17 protein-coding genes and 1 tRNA gene are annotated in these 14,903 nt (G+C 68.8%); 12 read left to right on the forward strand and 6 right to left on the reverse strand.

What is annotated here, in order from left to right; genetic code table 11:
• Nucleotides 1-21: 21 nt before the first annotated feature.
• Genes B840_RS03405 through B840_RS03415 form a run of 3 tightly spaced genes read left to right on the forward strand, consistent with a single transcriptional unit; the run spans nucleotide 22 to nucleotide 2,023 of the window.
• On the forward strand, nucleotides 22-1,185 hold the full coding sequence (locus tag B840_RS03405; protein WP_084602747.1) for a S1C family serine protease: 1,164 nt from the start codon (nucleotides 22-24) through the stop codon (nucleotides 1,183-1,185).
• A gap of 42 nt (nucleotides 1,186-1,227) precedes the next feature.
• Nucleotides 1,228-1,815 (forward strand): MogA/MoaB family molybdenum cofactor biosynthesis protein, encoded by a 588-nt coding sequence (locus B840_RS03410; RefSeq protein WP_042620971.1) that lies wholly within the window; start codon nucleotides 1,228-1,230, stop codon nucleotides 1,813-1,815.
• Between the two features lie 58 nt (nucleotides 1,816-1,873).
• The gene (locus tag B840_RS03415) at nucleotides 1,874-2,023 is read left to right on the forward strand and encodes a hypothetical protein (RefSeq protein WP_188656897.1); all 150 of its coding nucleotides are present in this window, start codon (nucleotides 1,874-1,876) and stop codon (nucleotides 2,021-2,023) included.
• On the opposite strand, the gene mscL is transcribed toward B840_RS03415, so the two are convergent.
• From mscL to B840_RS03430, 3 genes are read right to left on the reverse strand one after another with little or no spacing between them, the layout of a single operon-like run.
• Complete coding sequence (gene mscL / locus B840_RS03420; protein ID WP_042620973.1) at nucleotides 2,014-2,418, reverse strand: large conductance mechanosensitive channel protein MscL; 405 nt, start codon at nucleotides 2,416-2,418, stop codon at nucleotides 2,014-2,016. The two genes, B840_RS03415 and mscL, sit on opposite strands and share 10 nt — an antisense overlap.
• Nucleotides 2,419-2,467: 49 nt before the next feature.
• Complete coding sequence (locus tag B840_RS03425; protein ID WP_042620974.1) at nucleotides 2,468-3,112, reverse strand: SAF domain-containing protein; 645 nt, start codon at nucleotides 3,110-3,112, stop codon at nucleotides 2,468-2,470.
• Between the two features lie 50 nt (nucleotides 3,113-3,162).
• Nucleotides 3,163-3,756, reverse strand: a complete 594-nt coding sequence (locus tag B840_RS03430) for a 5-formyltetrahydrofolate cyclo-ligase (protein WP_042620975.1) — start codon at nucleotides 3,754-3,756, stop codon at nucleotides 3,163-3,165.
• Between the two features lie 37 nt (nucleotides 3,757-3,793).
• On the opposite strand from B840_RS03430, the gene B840_RS03435 reads away from it, so the two are divergent.
• The 5 genes from B840_RS03435 (at nucleotide 3,794) to B840_RS03455 (ending at nucleotide 8,138) form a co-directional block, all read left to right on the forward strand.
• A complete protein-coding gene (locus B840_RS03435; RefSeq protein ID WP_042620976.1) occupies nucleotides 3,794-4,771 on the forward strand; it encodes a UTP--glucose-1-phosphate uridylyltransferase in 978 nt (325 codons plus the stop codon).
• Between the two features lie 25 nt (nucleotides 4,772-4,796).
• Complete coding sequence (gene glp, locus B840_RS03440) at nucleotides 4,797-6,071, forward strand: molybdotransferase-like divisome protein Glp (RefSeq protein ID WP_042620977.1); 1,275 nt, start codon at nucleotides 4,797-4,799, stop codon at nucleotides 6,069-6,071.
• 6 nt (nucleotides 6,072-6,077) lie between these two features.
• Nucleotides 6,078-6,770 (forward strand): GNAT family N-acetyltransferase, encoded by a 693-nt coding sequence (locus B840_RS03445; RefSeq protein ID WP_042620978.1) that lies wholly within the window; start codon nucleotides 6,078-6,080, stop codon nucleotides 6,768-6,770.
• Between the two features lie 109 nt (nucleotides 6,771-6,879).
• The gene (sepX, locus tag B840_RS03450) at nucleotides 6,880-7,995 is read left to right on the forward strand and encodes a divisome protein SepX/GlpR (RefSeq protein WP_042620979.1); all 1,116 of its coding nucleotides are present in this window, start codon (nucleotides 6,880-6,882) and stop codon (nucleotides 7,993-7,995) included.
• A gap of 70 nt (nucleotides 7,996-8,065) precedes the next feature.
• Nucleotides 8,066-8,138 (forward strand) — tRNA-Ala (locus B840_RS03455).
• A 78-nt stretch (nucleotides 8,139-8,216) separates the two neighbouring features.
• On the opposite strand, the gene B840_RS03460 is transcribed toward B840_RS03455, so the two are convergent.
• Both B840_RS03460 and B840_RS03465 read right to left on the reverse strand, forming a co-directional pair.
• Nucleotides 8,217-8,822 carry a DNA-3-methyladenine glycosylase I gene (locus B840_RS03460; RefSeq protein ID WP_042620980.1) on the reverse strand — a complete coding sequence of 202 codons (606 nt, stop codon included), beginning with the start codon at nucleotides 8,820-8,822 and terminating at the stop codon, nucleotides 8,217-8,219.
• The gene (locus B840_RS03465; protein WP_042620981.1) at nucleotides 8,819-9,343 is read right to left on the reverse strand and encodes a methylated-DNA--[protein]-cysteine S-methyltransferase; all 525 of its coding nucleotides are present in this window, start codon (nucleotides 9,341-9,343) and stop codon (nucleotides 8,819-8,821) included. The genes B840_RS03460 and B840_RS03465 overlap by 4 nt, the downstream gene beginning before the upstream one ends.
• Between B840_RS03465 and B840_RS03470 the strand changes: the two genes are divergently transcribed.
• Complete coding sequence (locus B840_RS03470; RefSeq protein WP_042620982.1) at nucleotides 9,342-9,749, forward strand: DoxX family protein; 408 nt, start codon at nucleotides 9,342-9,344, stop codon at nucleotides 9,747-9,749. The genes B840_RS03465 and B840_RS03470 overlap by 2 nt on opposite strands.
• The gene (locus B840_RS03475; protein WP_042620983.1) at nucleotides 9,742-10,440 is read left to right on the forward strand and encodes a zf-HC2 domain-containing protein; all 699 of its coding nucleotides are present in this window, start codon (nucleotides 9,742-9,744) and stop codon (nucleotides 10,438-10,440) included. The genes B840_RS03470 and B840_RS03475 overlap by 8 nt, the downstream gene beginning before the upstream one ends.
• A gap of 20 nt (nucleotides 10,441-10,460) precedes the next feature.
• On the opposite strand, the gene B840_RS03480 is transcribed toward B840_RS03475, so the two are convergent.
• Nucleotides 10,461-12,038, reverse strand: a complete 1,578-nt coding sequence (locus tag B840_RS03480; protein ID WP_042620984.1) for a dolichyl-phosphate-mannose--protein mannosyltransferase — start codon at nucleotides 12,036-12,038, stop codon at nucleotides 10,461-10,463.
• Between the two features lie 44 nt (nucleotides 12,039-12,082).
• Between B840_RS03480 and rsmI the strand changes: the two genes are divergently transcribed.
• Both rsmI and B840_RS03490 read left to right on the forward strand, forming a co-directional pair.
• The gene (rsmI, locus tag B840_RS03485) at nucleotides 12,083-12,931 is read left to right on the forward strand and encodes a 16S rRNA (cytidine(1402)-2'-O)-methyltransferase (RefSeq protein WP_042622481.1); all 849 of its coding nucleotides are present in this window, start codon (nucleotides 12,083-12,085) and stop codon (nucleotides 12,929-12,931) included.
• Nucleotides 12,932-13,100: 169 nt separating this feature from the next.
• Complete coding sequence (locus B840_RS03490) at nucleotides 13,101-14,900, forward strand: BCCT family transporter (protein WP_042620985.1); 1,800 nt, start codon at nucleotides 13,101-13,103, stop codon at nucleotides 14,898-14,900.
• The last annotated feature ends 3 nt before the right edge of the window (nucleotides 14,901-14,903 follow it).

Consider the following 14,903-nt stretch of genomic DNA (forward strand, 5'->3'; position numbering starts at 1 on the left):
GGTTCAGAGGGGAAGACGACAATGAGTCACATGAATGATGAGACCACCCCCGGGCCCGGGGGATACCAGCCGGTCACCTCGACCTACCAGTGGCAGGCGCCGGAGCCGGCGAAGGAGAAGCGCCGCGTCGGGCTGGGCACTGCGCTGGCGCTCATGCTCGCCGGTTCCGTCGCCTCCGGCTCCGTGGTGGGCCTGGTCGTCGCGAACACGGCCTCGACCGGCTCCGGGGAAGTGGTCAACTCCCTGCGCGAACCCAGCGCACCCGCCCCCGAGGCCCCGGGGGACGGGGTGGAGAAGGTCGCCGCTGATGTGCTCCCCTCGGTCGTGTCCATCCAGGTGGCCAACCGCACCAGCGCCGGCGAGGGATCCGGCTCGATCATCTCCTCGGACGGGTACGTGCTCACCAACCACCACGTGGTGTCCGGCGGGGGAAACAACGCCTTCATCCAGGTCACGCTCAACGACGGCCGCACGCTGACGGCGGATTACGTCGCCTCCGATGCCGCGACCGATATCGCCGTGGTGAAGATCCGGGACGCCTCCGACCTGCCCGTCGTCCAGTTCGGCGATTCCGACGAACTGAGCGTCGGACAGGAGGTCGTGGCGATCGGCTCGCCGCTGGGCCTGAGTTCCACCGTCACCTACGGCATCGTGTCCGCGCTCAACCGCCCGGTGCGCGCGTCCGACGGGGGAGGGGAGTCCTCGCTCATCGACGCCATCCAGACCGACGCCGCCATCAACCCCGGCAACTCGGGCGGCCCGCTCGTCGACATGGACGGGAACATCATCGGCATGAACTCAGTCATCGCTTCACTGAGTTCCGGGGGTGAGGCGGGGTCGATCGGCCTGGGCTTCGCCATCCCCGCGAACTTCGCTAAGCGGGTCGCCGACCAGCTCATCTCCACCGGCGGAGCCGCTCACCCGATGCTGGGCGTACAGGTGGCCGCGCGGCAGGACGTGAAGGGTGCGCTCATCGCATCCGTCGAACCGGACAGCCCCGCGCAGCAGGCGGGACTGAACCCGGGCGACGTGGTCACGCGTGTCGACAACCGCGCCATCGACAACTCCGACGCCCTCGTCGCCGCCATCCGCTCGCAGGACTTCGGGCAGACCGTCACCCTGGAGGTCCAGCAGCAGGACACCGGACAGAGCAGGCAGGTAGAGGTTACGCTGACCGCAGAGTAAATTCAGTCGCACATGCAAGCAAGACAATTGAACACCTTGAGGATGGAGACCACTGTGAACACCGCCCCTGAGCCGCGTGCGTCCGCACTGCTGGATGTCGCGGAACCCGACGAGGCGTTCCTGCTCGCCTCCGAGCAGGAGGGTCCGCCCCGGGCCCGCCGCCGGGCGCTGGTGGTGCTCATCGCCGACCATGCCCCCGACGCAGGCGAAAGCACCGGCCGCCTGACCACCGAACTCCTCATCGAGGCCGGTTTCGCTGTCGACGCGGTCGTGTCGGTGCGCTCCAAGAAGTCGCAGATCCGCCAGGCCATCGAGACGGCGGTGGTGGGTGGCGTTGACCTGGTCCTCACCGTCGGCGGCACCGGCGTCGGTCCCCGCGACCGCACCCCGGAGGCGACCAGGGCCGTGCTGGACCAGTTGGTGCCCGGAATCGCGCAGGCCCTGCGCTCCTCCGGACAGGCCTGCGGCGCGGTGGACGCCTGCACCTCCCGGGGAATCTCGGGGGTGTCCGGGTCCACGGTGGTGGTCAACCTCGCGGCCTCCCGCACCGCGGTGCGCGACGGCATGGCCACGCTCACCCCGCTGGTCCACCACGTGATCGACCAGTTGCAGAAGGCGAGCGTTGAGTAGCGGGGAACGCGGCTCCCGGCCCCGCCGCCGGGCGGTCCGGCAGTCCGACGCTCCGGACATGGACAGAGAATTCGACCGCCCCGGCACCCTGTTCAGGAGTGCGGAAGCGGCCGATGAAGGGAGAGAGGTGCTCCTCGATCCGGAGGCCGAGGAGTCGGTTTCCCCCGAGGAGTTCTGGCGCGAACAACGCCCTCCGCATTACGCCTGACGGGTGCTGAGCAGGTCGCGGATCTCGGTGAGCAGCTCGACGTCGGCCGGAACCGGCTCTTCCTCGTCCTGCGGGATGCCGCGCTTGCGGGCGGCGATCTCGTTGAGCTTGTTCATCGGCGCAACGATCACGAAGTAGACGACGGCGGCGATGAGCAGGAAGTTGATTGCCGCGGTGATGACCGCGCCGAAGTCGAGGAAGGTGGCCGGGTTGTCCGAGATGACGTGGAAGCCCAGGCCGCTGACATCGCTGCCGCCGAGGGCGGCGATCAGCGGGTTGATCAGGTTGTCGGAGAAAGCGGTGACGATGGCGGTGAACGCGCCGCCGATGACCACGGCCACAGCCAGGTCAATGACGTTGCCGCGCATGATGAATTCCTTGAAGCCCTGCAGCATGATGGATCCTTCTTATGGAGAACGGGTTGTCTTGATTTCTGTCTCAAGTTTAAGGCATAGCCTGGGTATTCTCCTGATTCGGCGTGAGTACTACCGCCAGGGGGGCCGTGAGTGAGGCTGCGGCCACCGCGCGGGCGTCTTCCTCGCCCAGGCCGATCAGGAGCGTCCCCGGGGTTTCCCGGGCGTCGGCGAGAATGACCCTGCCCCCGGTGGCGATGACCTGCGGTTCCCCGGCGTCACCGTGATGGGTGACGATGCTGATCGTGTCCCCGTGATGGAGCAGCGGAATGATCTCCGGTTCCGCCGGTCTCAGTGGGAGGAAGGTCGTGACATCTCCCACAAAGGCCGCCGAGAGGTCCGGCCCGATGAAACGGCGGCTCGTCGCCACCTCCCCTTCCTCCGCAGACGCGACGATAACCATCCCCTCCACTTCCGAGGGGTCGGTGAAGGCGGAGTCCGGCATGAGGTGCTCGGGGACGGGGAGCACGACGACGTCATCCCGGGAGAGCGTCTCGCCGGCCGCGATCTCCCGCGTGAATACGACGGCCGGCGGATCCTCGGCGACGGCCTGCCGGAAGGCGAGGAACACGGCGGCCACAAGCAGCGCGGACGCCAGAGCCCGGCGGACGAGGACTGTGCGGCGCCAGCCTGGGGTGGAGAGGATCAGAAGAAGCCTGCGCGGGAAAGAGGTCATACCCTACTTGGACTGCGCCCGGGGCCCGGAGGTTCCCGGCCGGGTGGAAATCAGCTGAAGCGGCGCACACCGGTCGGCGTAATGGCAAGGTCGACCGGCATGTCGTGCTCCTCGACGGGGATGTCGTCGCGGATCTCGCCGTTATAGAGGAGTACGGCAGTCAGCGGCGGGTCATCGGAGTCCACGAACTGGGCGAGTGCCCGGTCGTAGAAGCCGCCGCCCTTGCCCAGGCGCACCCCCTCCGGGGACACACCCAGGGCGGGGATAAGGATGAGCCGGCAGGAATGGAGAGCGTCCGGGCCGAGCCGCGCCCCCGTCGGCTCCGAGATACCGAGCACTCCCGGTGTCAACGCCAGACGGCCCTCGTAGCGGGCCCAGTCCAGCTGCCCGTCGGGAAGGGAGATGGGGAGGAGGAGGGAGGATGCCTCGCCGTGGAGGGCGTCGAGAAGCAGACTGCCGCCCGGCTCACTCTGCAGCGGCGAGTACGCGGCGACCGCGGTCTCCGAAGGGGCCAACGAACGCAGGAGGGCGGCAGCGTGCGAGATGATCGCCGAGTCCTCGCTCCTGATCGTCTCGGGCGGCATGTCTTTGCGGGCCTGCATCATCCGGGCCCGCAGTGTCGCTTTCCTATCCCGGATGTCCATGCCCCAAGCGTAACCGCGCCAGGTAGTGTGTTGCCTTATGAGCTTGTCATCGTCCGCCCATCCGCACGGCGTGAAAACGGTCATTGTGCCTGCCGCCGGCATGGGCACCCGCTTCCTGCCCGCGACCAAGACGGTCCCCAAAGAGCTGCTGCCCGTGGTTGACACACCGGGCATCGAGCTGATCGCCGAGGAGGCCAACGCCCTCGGCGCCACGCGCCTGGCGGTCATTGTCGCCCCGAACAAGCAGGAGGTCATGCGGCACTTCGAGCAGTTCCCCAACCTGGTGGAGACGTTGACCGAGCGGGGCAAGTTCGAGCAGGTGGCCAAGGTCCAGCGCGCCGCGAAGCTGATGACCCCGGTCGCCGTGGAACAGGCCAAGCCGTTGGGTCTGGGCCACGCCGTCGGCCTGGCGGAGAGCGTCCTGGACGACGACGAGGACGTCGTGGCCGTGATGCTCCCCGACGACCTGGTCCTGCCGATGGGTGTGGTGGAGAAGATGGCCGCGGTCCGTGCGGAGCTCGGCGGTTCGGTGCTGTGCGCGGTGGATGTGCCCCGCGAGGAGGTCTTCAATTACGGTGTCTTCGACATCGAGGAGATCCCCGCCGATTCGGATCTGCCCGCCGACAAGGTCAAGCGTGTTGTCGGCATGGTGGAGAAGCCGGATCCGGCCGACGCGCCGTCGACGTTCGTGGCCACCGGCCGGTACCTGCTCGACCGGGGCATCTTCGACGCGCTGCGCCGTATCAAGCCGGGCAAGGGCGGGGAGATCCAGCTCACCGACGCCATCGAGCTGATGATCCGGGAGGGTCATCCGGTCCACATCGTCGTCCACGAGGGGAAGCGCCACGATCTGGGCAACCCGGCCGGCTACATTCCCGCCTGCGTTGATTTCGGTTTGTCGCACCCGACCTACGGGCCGGGTTTGCGCCGCGCGATCACCGCGATCCTCGCGGAGCACGAGGCCGCCGACACAGCTGAAGCTGCCGGGGCTGCACAACACCCCACCCAGAACTGACTTTCCTCACCAGAAGGAGTGTGCAGTGCGTTCCGTTGAGCAACAGCTTGCGCTCGTCACCGATGCCGCGGTCACGCCCGAACCGGTGCGCATCGCCATCGCCGACGCCCTCGGCCTGATGTGCGCCGAAGAGGTGCAGGCCACCCGCGCCCTGCCCGGATTCCCGCAGGCCGCCATCGACGGTTACGCCGTCCGCGCCGTCGACGTCGGCGGAGAGAAGCGGCTGGGGGCGCCCAGGCCGGAGGCCGACGCGCCCGCCGAACCGCCGGAACGTTCGCTTCCCGTCGTCGGTGAGGTGGCGGCGGGTTCCCAGCAGCCGCTGCGCCTCCAGCCGAAGCAGGCTGTCCGCGTGCACACGGGGGCACCCCTGCCCGCGCTTGCCGACGCTGTCCTCCCGCTGGAGTGGACGGACATGGGGCGCCGCCGCGTCACCGCCCACCGGCCCGTGCGCTCCGGGGAGTTCGTGCGCCGCGTCGGCGACGACATCCAGCCCGGGGACGTCGCCGTCACCGCCGGTGCCGTGCTCGGTCCCGCCCAGATCGGCCTCCTCGCGGCCGTCGGCCGGTCGAAGGTGCTCGTCTACCCCCGCCCGCGGATGGCGGTTGTCTCCGTCGGCCGGGAACTCGTGGACATTGACCGCGAGCCGGGCCTCGGCCAGATCTACGACGTCAACTCCTACGCCCTGGCGGCGGCCGGCCGGGAAGCCGGCGCCGACGTCCACCGAGTGGGCATCGCGGGGGGTGAACCCCGTCGGCTGAAGGAGATCCTGGAGGCGCAGATCCAGCGCAGCGAGATCATCGTCATCTCCGGCGCGGTCGGAGGTTCGGGTTCGGAGATGTTCCGGAAGGTCGTCGAGGAACTCGGCGAGATCGACACCTCCCGGGTCGCCGTGCATCCGGGTTCGGTGCAGGGTTTCGGACTGCTCGGCGAAGAGAGGATCCCTGTTTTCCTCCTGCCCAGCAACCCGGTGTCCGCACTGGTCACCTTCGAAGTGTTCATCCGCCCGCTCATCCGCATCTCCCTGGGCAAGCGCAACACCGCCCGGCGGGTCGTTCGTGCCCGGGCCGTCAACCACGTCGCGTCCCGGGAGGGGCGGCGCGGTTACATCCGCGCCAGGCTCATGCGCGATGCGGAGACCAGCGACTACCTCGTGGAGGGCATCGGCGCCGCCACCGGCGCACCCGCTCATCTTCTCGCCGGGCTCGCGGAAGCGAATGCGTTGATCCGCGTCCCGGAAGAGGTCACCGAGATCCGTCCGGGGGACATCGTCGACGTCCTCTTCCTGGCGCAGGGCAGCTGACGCGAGGTGCTCGACCTCTTCGGCCTCGCGGCCAGGTCATTCCGGGAACCCGGCCAGGGCCCCCGCGACCAGGTCCACCCCGGTTGGCCCGAATCCACCCCGGCGGTGCGGTTGCGGGACGGCGCCCGCGTCCGCCTGCGCCCCCTGACGCGCCGGGACGACCGCGACTGGCGGGAGCAACGCCTCCTCGACGAGCCCTTCCTCCGGCCGGTCGAGCCCACCGCGCCCGGCGGATGGTCGGCATGCCACACCTCGGCCGCCTGGTGGAACTATTTCACCGGCATCCGCGCCGCGGCCCGCCACGGACAAGTGGTCCCCTTCATCATCGAGCTGGACGGGCATTTCGCGGGGCAGGTCACCCTGGGCGCCATCCAGCACGGAAGCCTCTCCGACTGCTGGATCGGCTACTGGGTCCACTCCGCCTTCATGGGCCGGGGCCTGGCCACGGCGGCCTGCGCGCTGGGCACCGACCACGCCTTCCGGCGCATCGGGCTGCACCGGGTCACCGCCACCTACCTGCCCGGCAACCCCGCGTCCGGCCGGGTGCTGGCGGTCAACGGATTCCGGGAGGAAGGCTACCTGCGCGAGAACCTCCACATCGACGGACGCTGGCAGGACCACCACTTCGTGGCCCAGAACATCGACGACCACCCTGGAACGTGCGTGGACAGGTTGCGCCGCAGCGGGCGACTGAGGTGACTGGGGTGACTGGGGTGACTTTCCCCGGCGTGGCAGGAGTGGCGCGTGAATCAGCACCCGTAACCTTTAACTCAGTATCCGTCCCCTCACCGAGGAAGGTGACCACAACGTGTCCGGAAGCCTGATCATTGTTCTGATCATCGTGGTGTGGCTGTTCGTTCTCGCGCCTCTCCTCCTGCGGGGCCAGCGGCCGATCCGCAAGGCGGGAGAAGCCTTCGACGACACCCGCGTCATCCACGAAGGCGGTTCCGGCGACCTGCCGGCCCGCCGTCGCCCGCGCCTGTCCGCCGCCGACGTCCGACCCGCCGAATCAGTCGAGGAGACGGGCGATTACGAACTCGTCGCAGCGGACGACGTGCTGCTCGACGACGACCGCCCCGCCCGTTCATTCCAGGGGTTGTTCACCCGGCAGGGGGACACCGTCGAGGTCGTCGACGGCGGTCTGGTCCGTGAGCTCGAGCCTGCGGTCGAGGAGCTCGCAATCGTGGCGCAGCCGGCCGTCGACGCAGCCGGGGAGAGCGGCAACCCGGTCACCGAGGAGTGGGACGAGTGGGACGAGGACAAGACCTACGCCTACGACGACTCCTTCACCTCCCCCTCTGATTTCCTCTACCCGGATACCGTGGGAGCCGAGGCCCCCGGATCGGCGGCCAAGAACGCCGGCACCGTCGAAGGGCACGCCGATGAGAACGAGGAAGTGGACGATCAGATGACCGACGAGGAACTGACCGGGGAACTGTCCGAGGAGGAGATCGAATTCGCCGAGCACCGCGCGGGCAGAGGAGGCTGGGACCCGGTGGCCGACGCCGAGCATTCGCTCACCCGCTACCAGCGCCGCCAGCGCACCCTCATCGGTCTGGCGGCCGCCGTGGCGGTCACCGCGATCCTCGCGTTCGTCGTCGGAGGCTGGGCCTGGCTGCTCACCGGTCTGGCAGTGGTGGCCACGGTGGTCTACCTGGGGGCTCTGCGCGGTCAGGTGCGGGCGGAGCAGGCCCTCCGCGCCCGGCGCATCCGCCAGCTGCGGCGGGCACGCCTCGGGGTGCGCAGCGCCATCGACGATGAGCTGGCCATTCCCCGCCACCTCCGGCGCCCGGGCGCTGTCATCCTCGAACGCGACGATGAATCGCCCGATTTCGATTTCCTCCCGCTCACAGACGGGCAGCCGACCGAGGTGCGCCGCCGCAGCAGCAGCTACGACGGACCCTACGGCCGCCGCGTCGGCTGACACGCCCTCTGGCCAGCCGTTTTCTTCTTGTGCGGACCCCGGAGTAATCTGGGTTCCGCACCCTCGCCGAGGGGCTATAGCTCAGTTGGTAGAGCGTCGCGTTCGCAATGCGAAGGTCAGGGGTTCGATTCCCCTTAGCTCCACAATAAAAGGCCACCTGCCAGCACTTTTACTGAGTGCCGGCAGGTGGTTTTCGTCGTGGCGCACAGTGACGGGTGGCCCTAGGCCCAGACCCCGGAGCTTCCCCGCCGGTGGGACTCCAGGAGATGAGTGTCCACCATCCCGACCGCCTCCATGAGGGCGAAAATCATCGTGGGGCCCACGAAGGTGAAACCGGCCGCCTTCAGGGACTTCGCCAGGGCCTCGGACTCCGGGGAGCGGGAGGGGATCTCGGCGAGGGTGCGTGGGTAGGGCGTCTCCTCCGGCTGGTGGGACCAGATGAGGTCGACCAGCCCGCCGCGGCCGCGTAGCGCCACAGTGGCGCGGGCGTTGTTGACCACGGAGTGGATCTTGCGCCGGTTCCGGATGATCTCGGGGTTGGCCATCAGCTTCTCGACGTCCCCGTCATCGAACGCGGCCACCGCGTCCGGGTCGAAATCCGCGAACGCGGCTCGGAAACCTCCGCGCTTGCGCAGGACCAGTGCCCAGGAGAGGCCGGCCTGGAAGGATTCGAGGGAGAGCCGCTCGAAAAGTCCCTGCTCGGTCCGGACGGGCATGCCCCATTCGGTGTCGTAGTAGGCGCGCAGCAGGTCGGTGGTGGCGGCCCACGCCGGGCGGGCGAGCCCGTCGGAGCCGATGACCAGGTCGGGTGAATGGGTGGGGTTCATGACCTATTGGACTGCGCCGGAGCTCCGCCGGTTCCCGACATCCGCTTTTCGTGGTCGAGCAACCACCTCTTGGCGTCGAGTCCGCCGCGGTAGCCGCCGAGTGAGCCGTCGCTGCGCAGCACCCGGTGGCAGGGGCGGATGATGGGCAGCGGGTTGGTCGCGCAGGCGCTGCCCGCCGCGCGGACGGCCCGCGGGTTGCCGCTCATGGCCGCGAGTTCCGCGTAGGTGACGGTCCGCCCGTAGGGGATCTCCGCCAGCCGGGCCTGCGCGGCGGCGCGGAAGCCGGCGGCGGGGAGGTCGAGGGGGACGTCGAAAAGCCGTCGGGTGCCGGCGAAGTAGTCGGCGAGCTGGCGGGCGGCGTCGAGGAGCAGGGGAGTCGGAGGCCCGTCGGGGCCCCCGAAACTGATTCCGGTGAGTCCGGTGCCGCTGGCGCTGAGGCTGAGCGGTCCGATGGGCGAATCAATGAGCACGGTGACTCCCTTCTCCGGGGGATGCGGCCTTTCGGGGTAGTCTAATCGCATGGATAAACCGGCTGTGAGGGATGCTGCGCTGCTGCTCCTGCGTATCGTCCTCGGCACCGTGTTCGTCGCCCACGGCTGGGACAAGCTCGTCATCACGGGGCTGACGGAGACCACGGGGCAGTTCAGCGCCTGGGGCGTTCCGCAGCCCAAACTGTCCGCGTGGCTGGTCATGGCCGTCGAGCTGGTCGGCGGGGCGCTGCTCGTGGTGGGCATTCTCACCACGGCGGTGGCGGGCGTGCTGGCGCTTCTCATGGTGGCCGCGATGTGGTTCGTGCATGTCGGCGAGGGGTTCTTCACCGCGACCGGCGGCGTGGAGTTCCCGCTCGTCATGACGGCCGCTCTGGTGATGATCATCGTCTTCGGGGCCGGCCGCGCGAGCCTGGACGGGGTGCTGGCACGTGATTGACCACGACCAGGTGCAGGCCGCGCTCTCCGCCCGGCTCGACGGCGAGCCGTCCCCGCTCGACGACGACGTCGTCGACGCCCACCTCACCGGCTGCGCGCAGTGCCGCCAGTTCCAGGAGGAGGCGGTGGCGCTCAGCCGGCGGCTACGCTTCATCGAGCCTGCGGACGGCGGCATGGCCCCGCCGGACCTCTCCGAGCTGATCATCGCGGGCGTGGAACCGGAGTGGCGGCGCACCGCCAACTCCCGCATGGTGGGGCTGGCGGTCTCCCGGATCCTGCTGATCGTCGCGGGCCTTATCTGGGTGGTGTGGGGGGTGCAGCTGCTCGGCGACGCCAGCGGCCTGACCCCGGTCAGCGACGACGGCGTCGTGGCCCTGGACTCCGATCCGCGCACCGCCTCGCTGCTCGTCGACGCCGCGGCCTTCCGGCTGTCCCTCGCCCTCGGTCTGTTCACCATCGCCTGGAAACCGCGTCTGGTGTCCGGCCTCGTCACCGTCGTCGCGGCGCTCTGGACGTTCATGTTCGGCTTCGTCGTCCGCGACCTGGTGCTGGACACCGTCGCGGGCCCCCAGCTCGTCGGCCTGGGCCTGCTGCTGTTCACCGCGGTGGGAATGGTGTGGACCTGGTTGAACCACCACGGCTACGTCACGCTGCGCGCCGTCTGGCGTGAACTGGCCGCGAAACCGGTCTAGCCCCGTCCGTCCTCCCCGCGCTAACGCCAGCTGGGCAGCCACATGAGCGACTGGTACCAGCTCTCCGGGACGAGGTAGCCGTACAGGATGGGCGACCAGTAGAGGAACATGGCCGCCGCCAGCGAAAGGTACGAGACCACCGCCACGGTGCCCCAGCGGATTCCCCCCTCCGAGAGCCTGCGCGCCCACCGCCAGGTGACCTCGGCGCCCCGGCCGTGCACCTGCCCCAGGGTGAGCGCCAGCATCGCGATGAGGAAGGGGCTCAGCGCGGTGGCGTAGAAGAAGTACATCTGGCGGTCGTACCCGACGAGCCAGGGGAGAAAACCGGCGGCGAAAGCCACCACCGGGAGGAGGAAACGGCGGTCGCGGCGGACTACGAGGCACCAGACCGCCCACGCCAGCACCGGCACCGTCAGCCACCAGATGGCCGGGGTGCCGAAGAGGTAGATCATGCGGCGGCACGTGCCCGCCGCACAGTCGACGTCGGTGGAGGAAAAATAGAGGATGGGCCGCCCCGCCACCAGCCACGACCATGGTTTTGAATCCCAGGGGTGAGAATGGCCCCCGGAGGTGGTCAGCGAGGCGTGGAACCCCAGCACCGACTGGTGGTAGTAGGCGAACCCCGCGGCCCAGTCCGGCAGGAACCTCAGCAAGGATTCTGAACCGATGGTGCCGTCGACCTTCGCGTGCCGGTAGACCGAGGTCTCGGACGCGAACCAGGCCCGCCACGACCAGAGGTAGAGCAGCACCGGCAGGATGACCATCGACGCGAACGCGGGGAAGGCGTCGCGCACCAGCGCCCCGAGGAGCGGGCGGCGGATCCCGTAGCGGCGCCGCAGCGCGAGGTCCAGGAAGACCGCCAGCAGGCCGAAGAATGCCATGTAGTACAGGCCGGACCATTTCACCCCCAGGGACAGGCCGAGGAATACGCCTGCGGTGAAACGCCACCAGCGGAAACCCAGCCGCGGGCCCAACGCGGAGTCGCCCAGGCGCCCCTCCACCCATGCCCGGTGGATGCGGGCCCGCATCTGGGCGTGGTCGCAGGCTAGGGCGAAGACCGCCGTGACGATGAAGAACACCTGGAAGATGTCCAGCATGCCGAAGCGCGAGGCGACCAGCAGCACGCCGTCGAAAGTGGCCAGCAGGCCGGCGAAGGTGGCCACCTGCCACGTACCCGCCAACCGCCGGACGAGCAGCATCGTCATCACGACCGTCGCGGCGCCGAACAGCGCCACCATGAAACGCCAGCCCAGGGGGGTGTACCCGAACATCCACTCGCCGAGCGCGATGAGCTGCTTCGCCAGTGGCGGGTGCACCACCAGGCCGTAGCCCGGATTGGACTCGATGCCGCCGGTCAGCGGATTGATCCAGGAGCGCACCATGTCCCATGCCTGGGGAACGTAGTGCTTCTCGTCGAAGACCGGTGTGCCGGAGGATGTCGCGGTGGTCAGGCCCACGAAGCGGGTGAACAGGGCCAGGGCGGCGACGACGAGAGTGCTGACGGTGTCGGCCCGGGTCCACCCGAACGGCTGGGGCGTGACGGGCCGGACCCGGGCGGCGAAACGGGGTTGACTGTCCACGGCTGTGCTCACCCGGATGAGTCTAGGTCACAGTGCCGACGTGAGGGCCTAGCATGGCAGTCATGGTTTCCGATACCTCCCTGCTGCCCCCCAGGGGAGTGGTGCTCGCCGCCACCCCGCTGGGCAACATCCACGACGCCTCCCCGCGCCTGCGCGCCGCACTCGCCGGGGCGGACGTGATCGCCGCCGAGGACACCCGCCGGGTGCGCAATCTCGCGGCCGCGCTGGGGGTGGAGATCCGCGGGAAGGTGGTGTCCAACTACGACCACAACGAAGAGGGCCGAGCCCAGCAGCTTCTCGACGCCGCCCGCACCGGCATCGTCCTCGTGGTCACCGACGCAGGTATGCCGTTGGTCTCCGACCCGGGCTACTCGCTCGTCGACGCCGCCCACACCGGAGGCGTCCCCGTCACCTGCCTGCCCGGCCCCTCCGCCGTGCCGACGGCTCTCGCATTGTCCGGCCTTCCGGTGGGACGTTTCCTCTTCGACGGCTTCGCGCCCCGCAAGGCCGGCGCCCGCCGGGAGTGGCTGGGGTCGCTGCGCACGGAGGAGCGCGCGGCCTGCTTCTTCGAGTCCCCGCACCGTCTGGCCGAAACGCTCGCCGACGCAGCAGAGATCCTCGGCGGCACCCGCCGCGCGGCGGTGTGCCGGGAGCTGACCAAAACCTACGAGGAGGTCCGCCGGGGCACCCTGCCGGAGCTCGCCGAGTGGGCGGCCGGGGGAGTGAAGGGCGAGATCACTGTCGTCATCGAGGGCGGGACGCCGGAGGAGTTCAACGTGGCCGACCTCGTGCCCGTGGTGGAGTCCCTCGTGGGCGAGGGCGTGCGGCTGAAAGATGCCTGCCGGCAGGTCGCGGCCGGGCGGGGGGTATCCAACCGAGAGCTGTACGAGGCGGTTCTCGCCGCGCGTTGAGGGTTGTCAGGGATTTGTTATGAGGTTGTGAGGAAGTCGGCAGTTTAACGCCGGTGAACTGCCGTAACTTGTCTCCCGACGGCGACGGCCGGGATGAAAAAGCCTGCACGCCCGCTCTTTGCGTGCGTCCGGAAGTGGAAACCAGCGCCTTAGCTGGGAGACTAAAGGAATGACCACTTCCGACCCTCAAGAGGGACTAACTGATTCAACAGCCACCCAGGAGCTGGCCTCGATGATGTCGGACGCCGACGTCATCGGCGAGCAGATCAACCAATTCGACCAAGCCGCCACGGACCAGGCCGCCACGGACCGGGAGGCGCTCGGCGATGCGGCGGGGGAGGCCCCGACCTTCGATTGGGGCATCATCCTCGTCTCCGCCGCCGTCGTGCTGGCCACGGTCGGCTGGGGTATTCTCGCCCCCGATAATTTCGCTAACTTCGCTTCCTCCGCCCTCTCCTTCGTGGTGGACAACCTCGGCTGGGCCTTCGTCATCTTCGGCACCATCTTCGTCGGATACATGATCGTCATCGCGGTGACCAAGTTCGGAACCATCCGGCTCGGCGGCGACGACGAGGCGCCGGAGTTTCGCACGGTCTCCTGGATCGCGATGATGTTCGCCGCCGGCATGGGCATCGGCCTGATGTTCTACGGCGCGACGGAGCCGCTCACCTTCTACCGCGAGGGCGTGCCCGCCCATCAGCCGCAGGAGGTCGGCACCGCCATGGCGGCGACACTGTTCCACTGGACGCTGCACCCCTGGGCGATCTACGGAATCGTCGGCCTGGCCATCGCCTACTCCACGTTCCGTCTGGGACGCCGCCAGCTGGTCTCCTCGGCCTTCATCCCGCTCATCGGGGAGAAGGGTGCGCGGGGCGGCTTCGGCCGGCTCATCGACGTCCTGGCCATCATCGCCACCATCTTCGGCACCGCCACCTCTCTGGGTGTCGGCGCGCTGCAGATCCGGGCCGGGCTCTCCGCCTCCGGGCTGATTGATTCGCCTGGCACGTGGACCATCGTGGGCATCGTCGGCGTGCTCACGCTGGCCTTCCTGATCTCCGCGGTCTCCGGTGTGGGCAAGGGCATCCAGTACCTGTCCAACGCGAACATGATCCTGGCCGCGCTCCTGGCCATCTTCGTGTTCGTCCTCGGCCCGACGATCTCGGTGCTCAACCTCATGCCCACCTCGCTCTCCTCCTACTTCGCCCAGTTCTTCGAGATGGCGGGTCGTACCGCCGTGTCAGCCGACGGCACCGCCGGCGAGTGGCTGGGCGGCTGGACCATCTTCTACTGGGCGTGGTGGATCTCCTGGTCGCCCTTCGTGGGCATGTTCCTGGCGCGCATCTCCCGGGGCCGCACGATCCGCGAATTCACCATCGGCGTCCTGGTCGTGCCGTCGCTGGTGTCGGTGGTGTGGTTCTCCATCTTCGGCGGCACCGCCATCACCTTCGAGCAGAACGGCACCTCCATCTGGGGCGACGGCACGGCCGAGTCCCAGTTGTTCAACCTGCTCCACCAGCTGCCGGGCGGCACCATCATGGGCGTGGTGGCGATGATCCTGCTGGGTTCGTTCTTCATTACCTCGGCTGATTCCGCGTCGACCGTGATGGCCACGCTGTCCCAGCACGGCCGCACCAACCCCACCCCGTGGGTCTCCGCGCTGTGGGGCCTGATGACCGCGGCCGTCGGCATGGTCATGCTCACCGCGAGCGAGGACTCCCTGGCGAACCTGCAGTCCATCACCATCGTCGCCGCCAGCCCCTTCCTGTTGATCATCATCGGACTGATGTTTGCGCTGGTGAAGGACCTCAGAAACGACGTCCAGTACCTCGACCACCGCTCTCAGCTGGACTTCGCGGCCCGTCTGGCGCGCGAACGGCGCATCCACGCCGAGCATGTCCGGGCGGAGGAACTGAAGGCGCGGCGGCAGAAGCGATTGGCCAAGCGCAACAAGCAGACGCCCATGAAATAGGGT

The sequence above is a fragment of the Corynebacterium marinum DSM 44953 genome, from assembly GCF_000835165.1.
GTDB classification, from domain to species: Bacteria; Actinomycetota; Actinomycetes; order Mycobacteriales; family Mycobacteriaceae; genus Corynebacterium; species Corynebacterium marinum.

What these genes read in the sequence shown, in the direction of transcription:
- B840_RS03405 (WP_084602747.1), top strand. Translation starts at nt 22, where the DNA reads ATGAGTCACATGAATGATGAGACCACCCCCGGGCCCGGGGGATACCAG.
- B840_RS03410 (WP_042620971.1), top strand. Translation starts at nt 1,228, where the DNA reads ATGGAGACCACTGTGAACACCGCCCCTGAGCCGCGTGCGTCCGCACTG.
- B840_RS03415 (WP_188656897.1), top strand. Translation starts at nt 1,874, where the DNA reads ATGGACAGAGAATTCGACCGCCCCGGCACCCTGTTCAGGAGTGCGGAA.
- mscL (WP_042620973.1), bottom strand. Translation starts at nt 2,418, where the DNA reads ATGCTGCAGGGCTTCAAGGAATTCATCATGCGCGGCAACGTCATTGAC.
- B840_RS03425 (WP_042620974.1), bottom strand. Translation starts at nt 3,112, where the DNA reads ATGACCTCTTTCCCGCGCAGGCTTCTTCTGATCCTCTCCACCCCAGGC.
- B840_RS03430 (WP_042620975.1), bottom strand. Translation starts at nt 3,756, where the DNA reads ATGGACATCCGGGATAGGAAAGCGACACTGCGGGCCCGGATGATGCAG.
- B840_RS03435 (WP_042620976.1), top strand. Translation starts at nt 3,794, where the DNA reads ATGAGCTTGTCATCGTCCGCCCATCCGCACGGCGTGAAAACGGTCATT.
- B840_RS03460 (WP_042620980.1), bottom strand. Translation starts at nt 8,822, where the DNA reads ATGAACCCCACCCATTCACCCGACCTGGTCATCGGCTCCGACGGGCTC.
- B840_RS03470 (WP_042620982.1), top strand. Translation starts at nt 9,342, where the DNA reads ATGGATAAACCGGCTGTGAGGGATGCTGCGCTGCTGCTCCTGCGTATC.
- B840_RS03465 (WP_042620981.1), bottom strand. Translation starts at nt 9,343, where the DNA reads ATGCGATTAGACTACCCCGAAAGGCCGCATCCCCCGGAGAAGGGAGTC.
- rsmI (WP_042622481.1), top strand. Translation starts at nt 12,083, where the DNA reads ATGGTTTCCGATACCTCCCTGCTGCCCCCCAGGGGAGTGGTGCTCGCC.
- B840_RS03490 (WP_042620985.1), top strand. Translation starts at nt 13,101, where the DNA reads ATGACCACTTCCGACCCTCAAGAGGGACTAACTGATTCAACAGCCACC.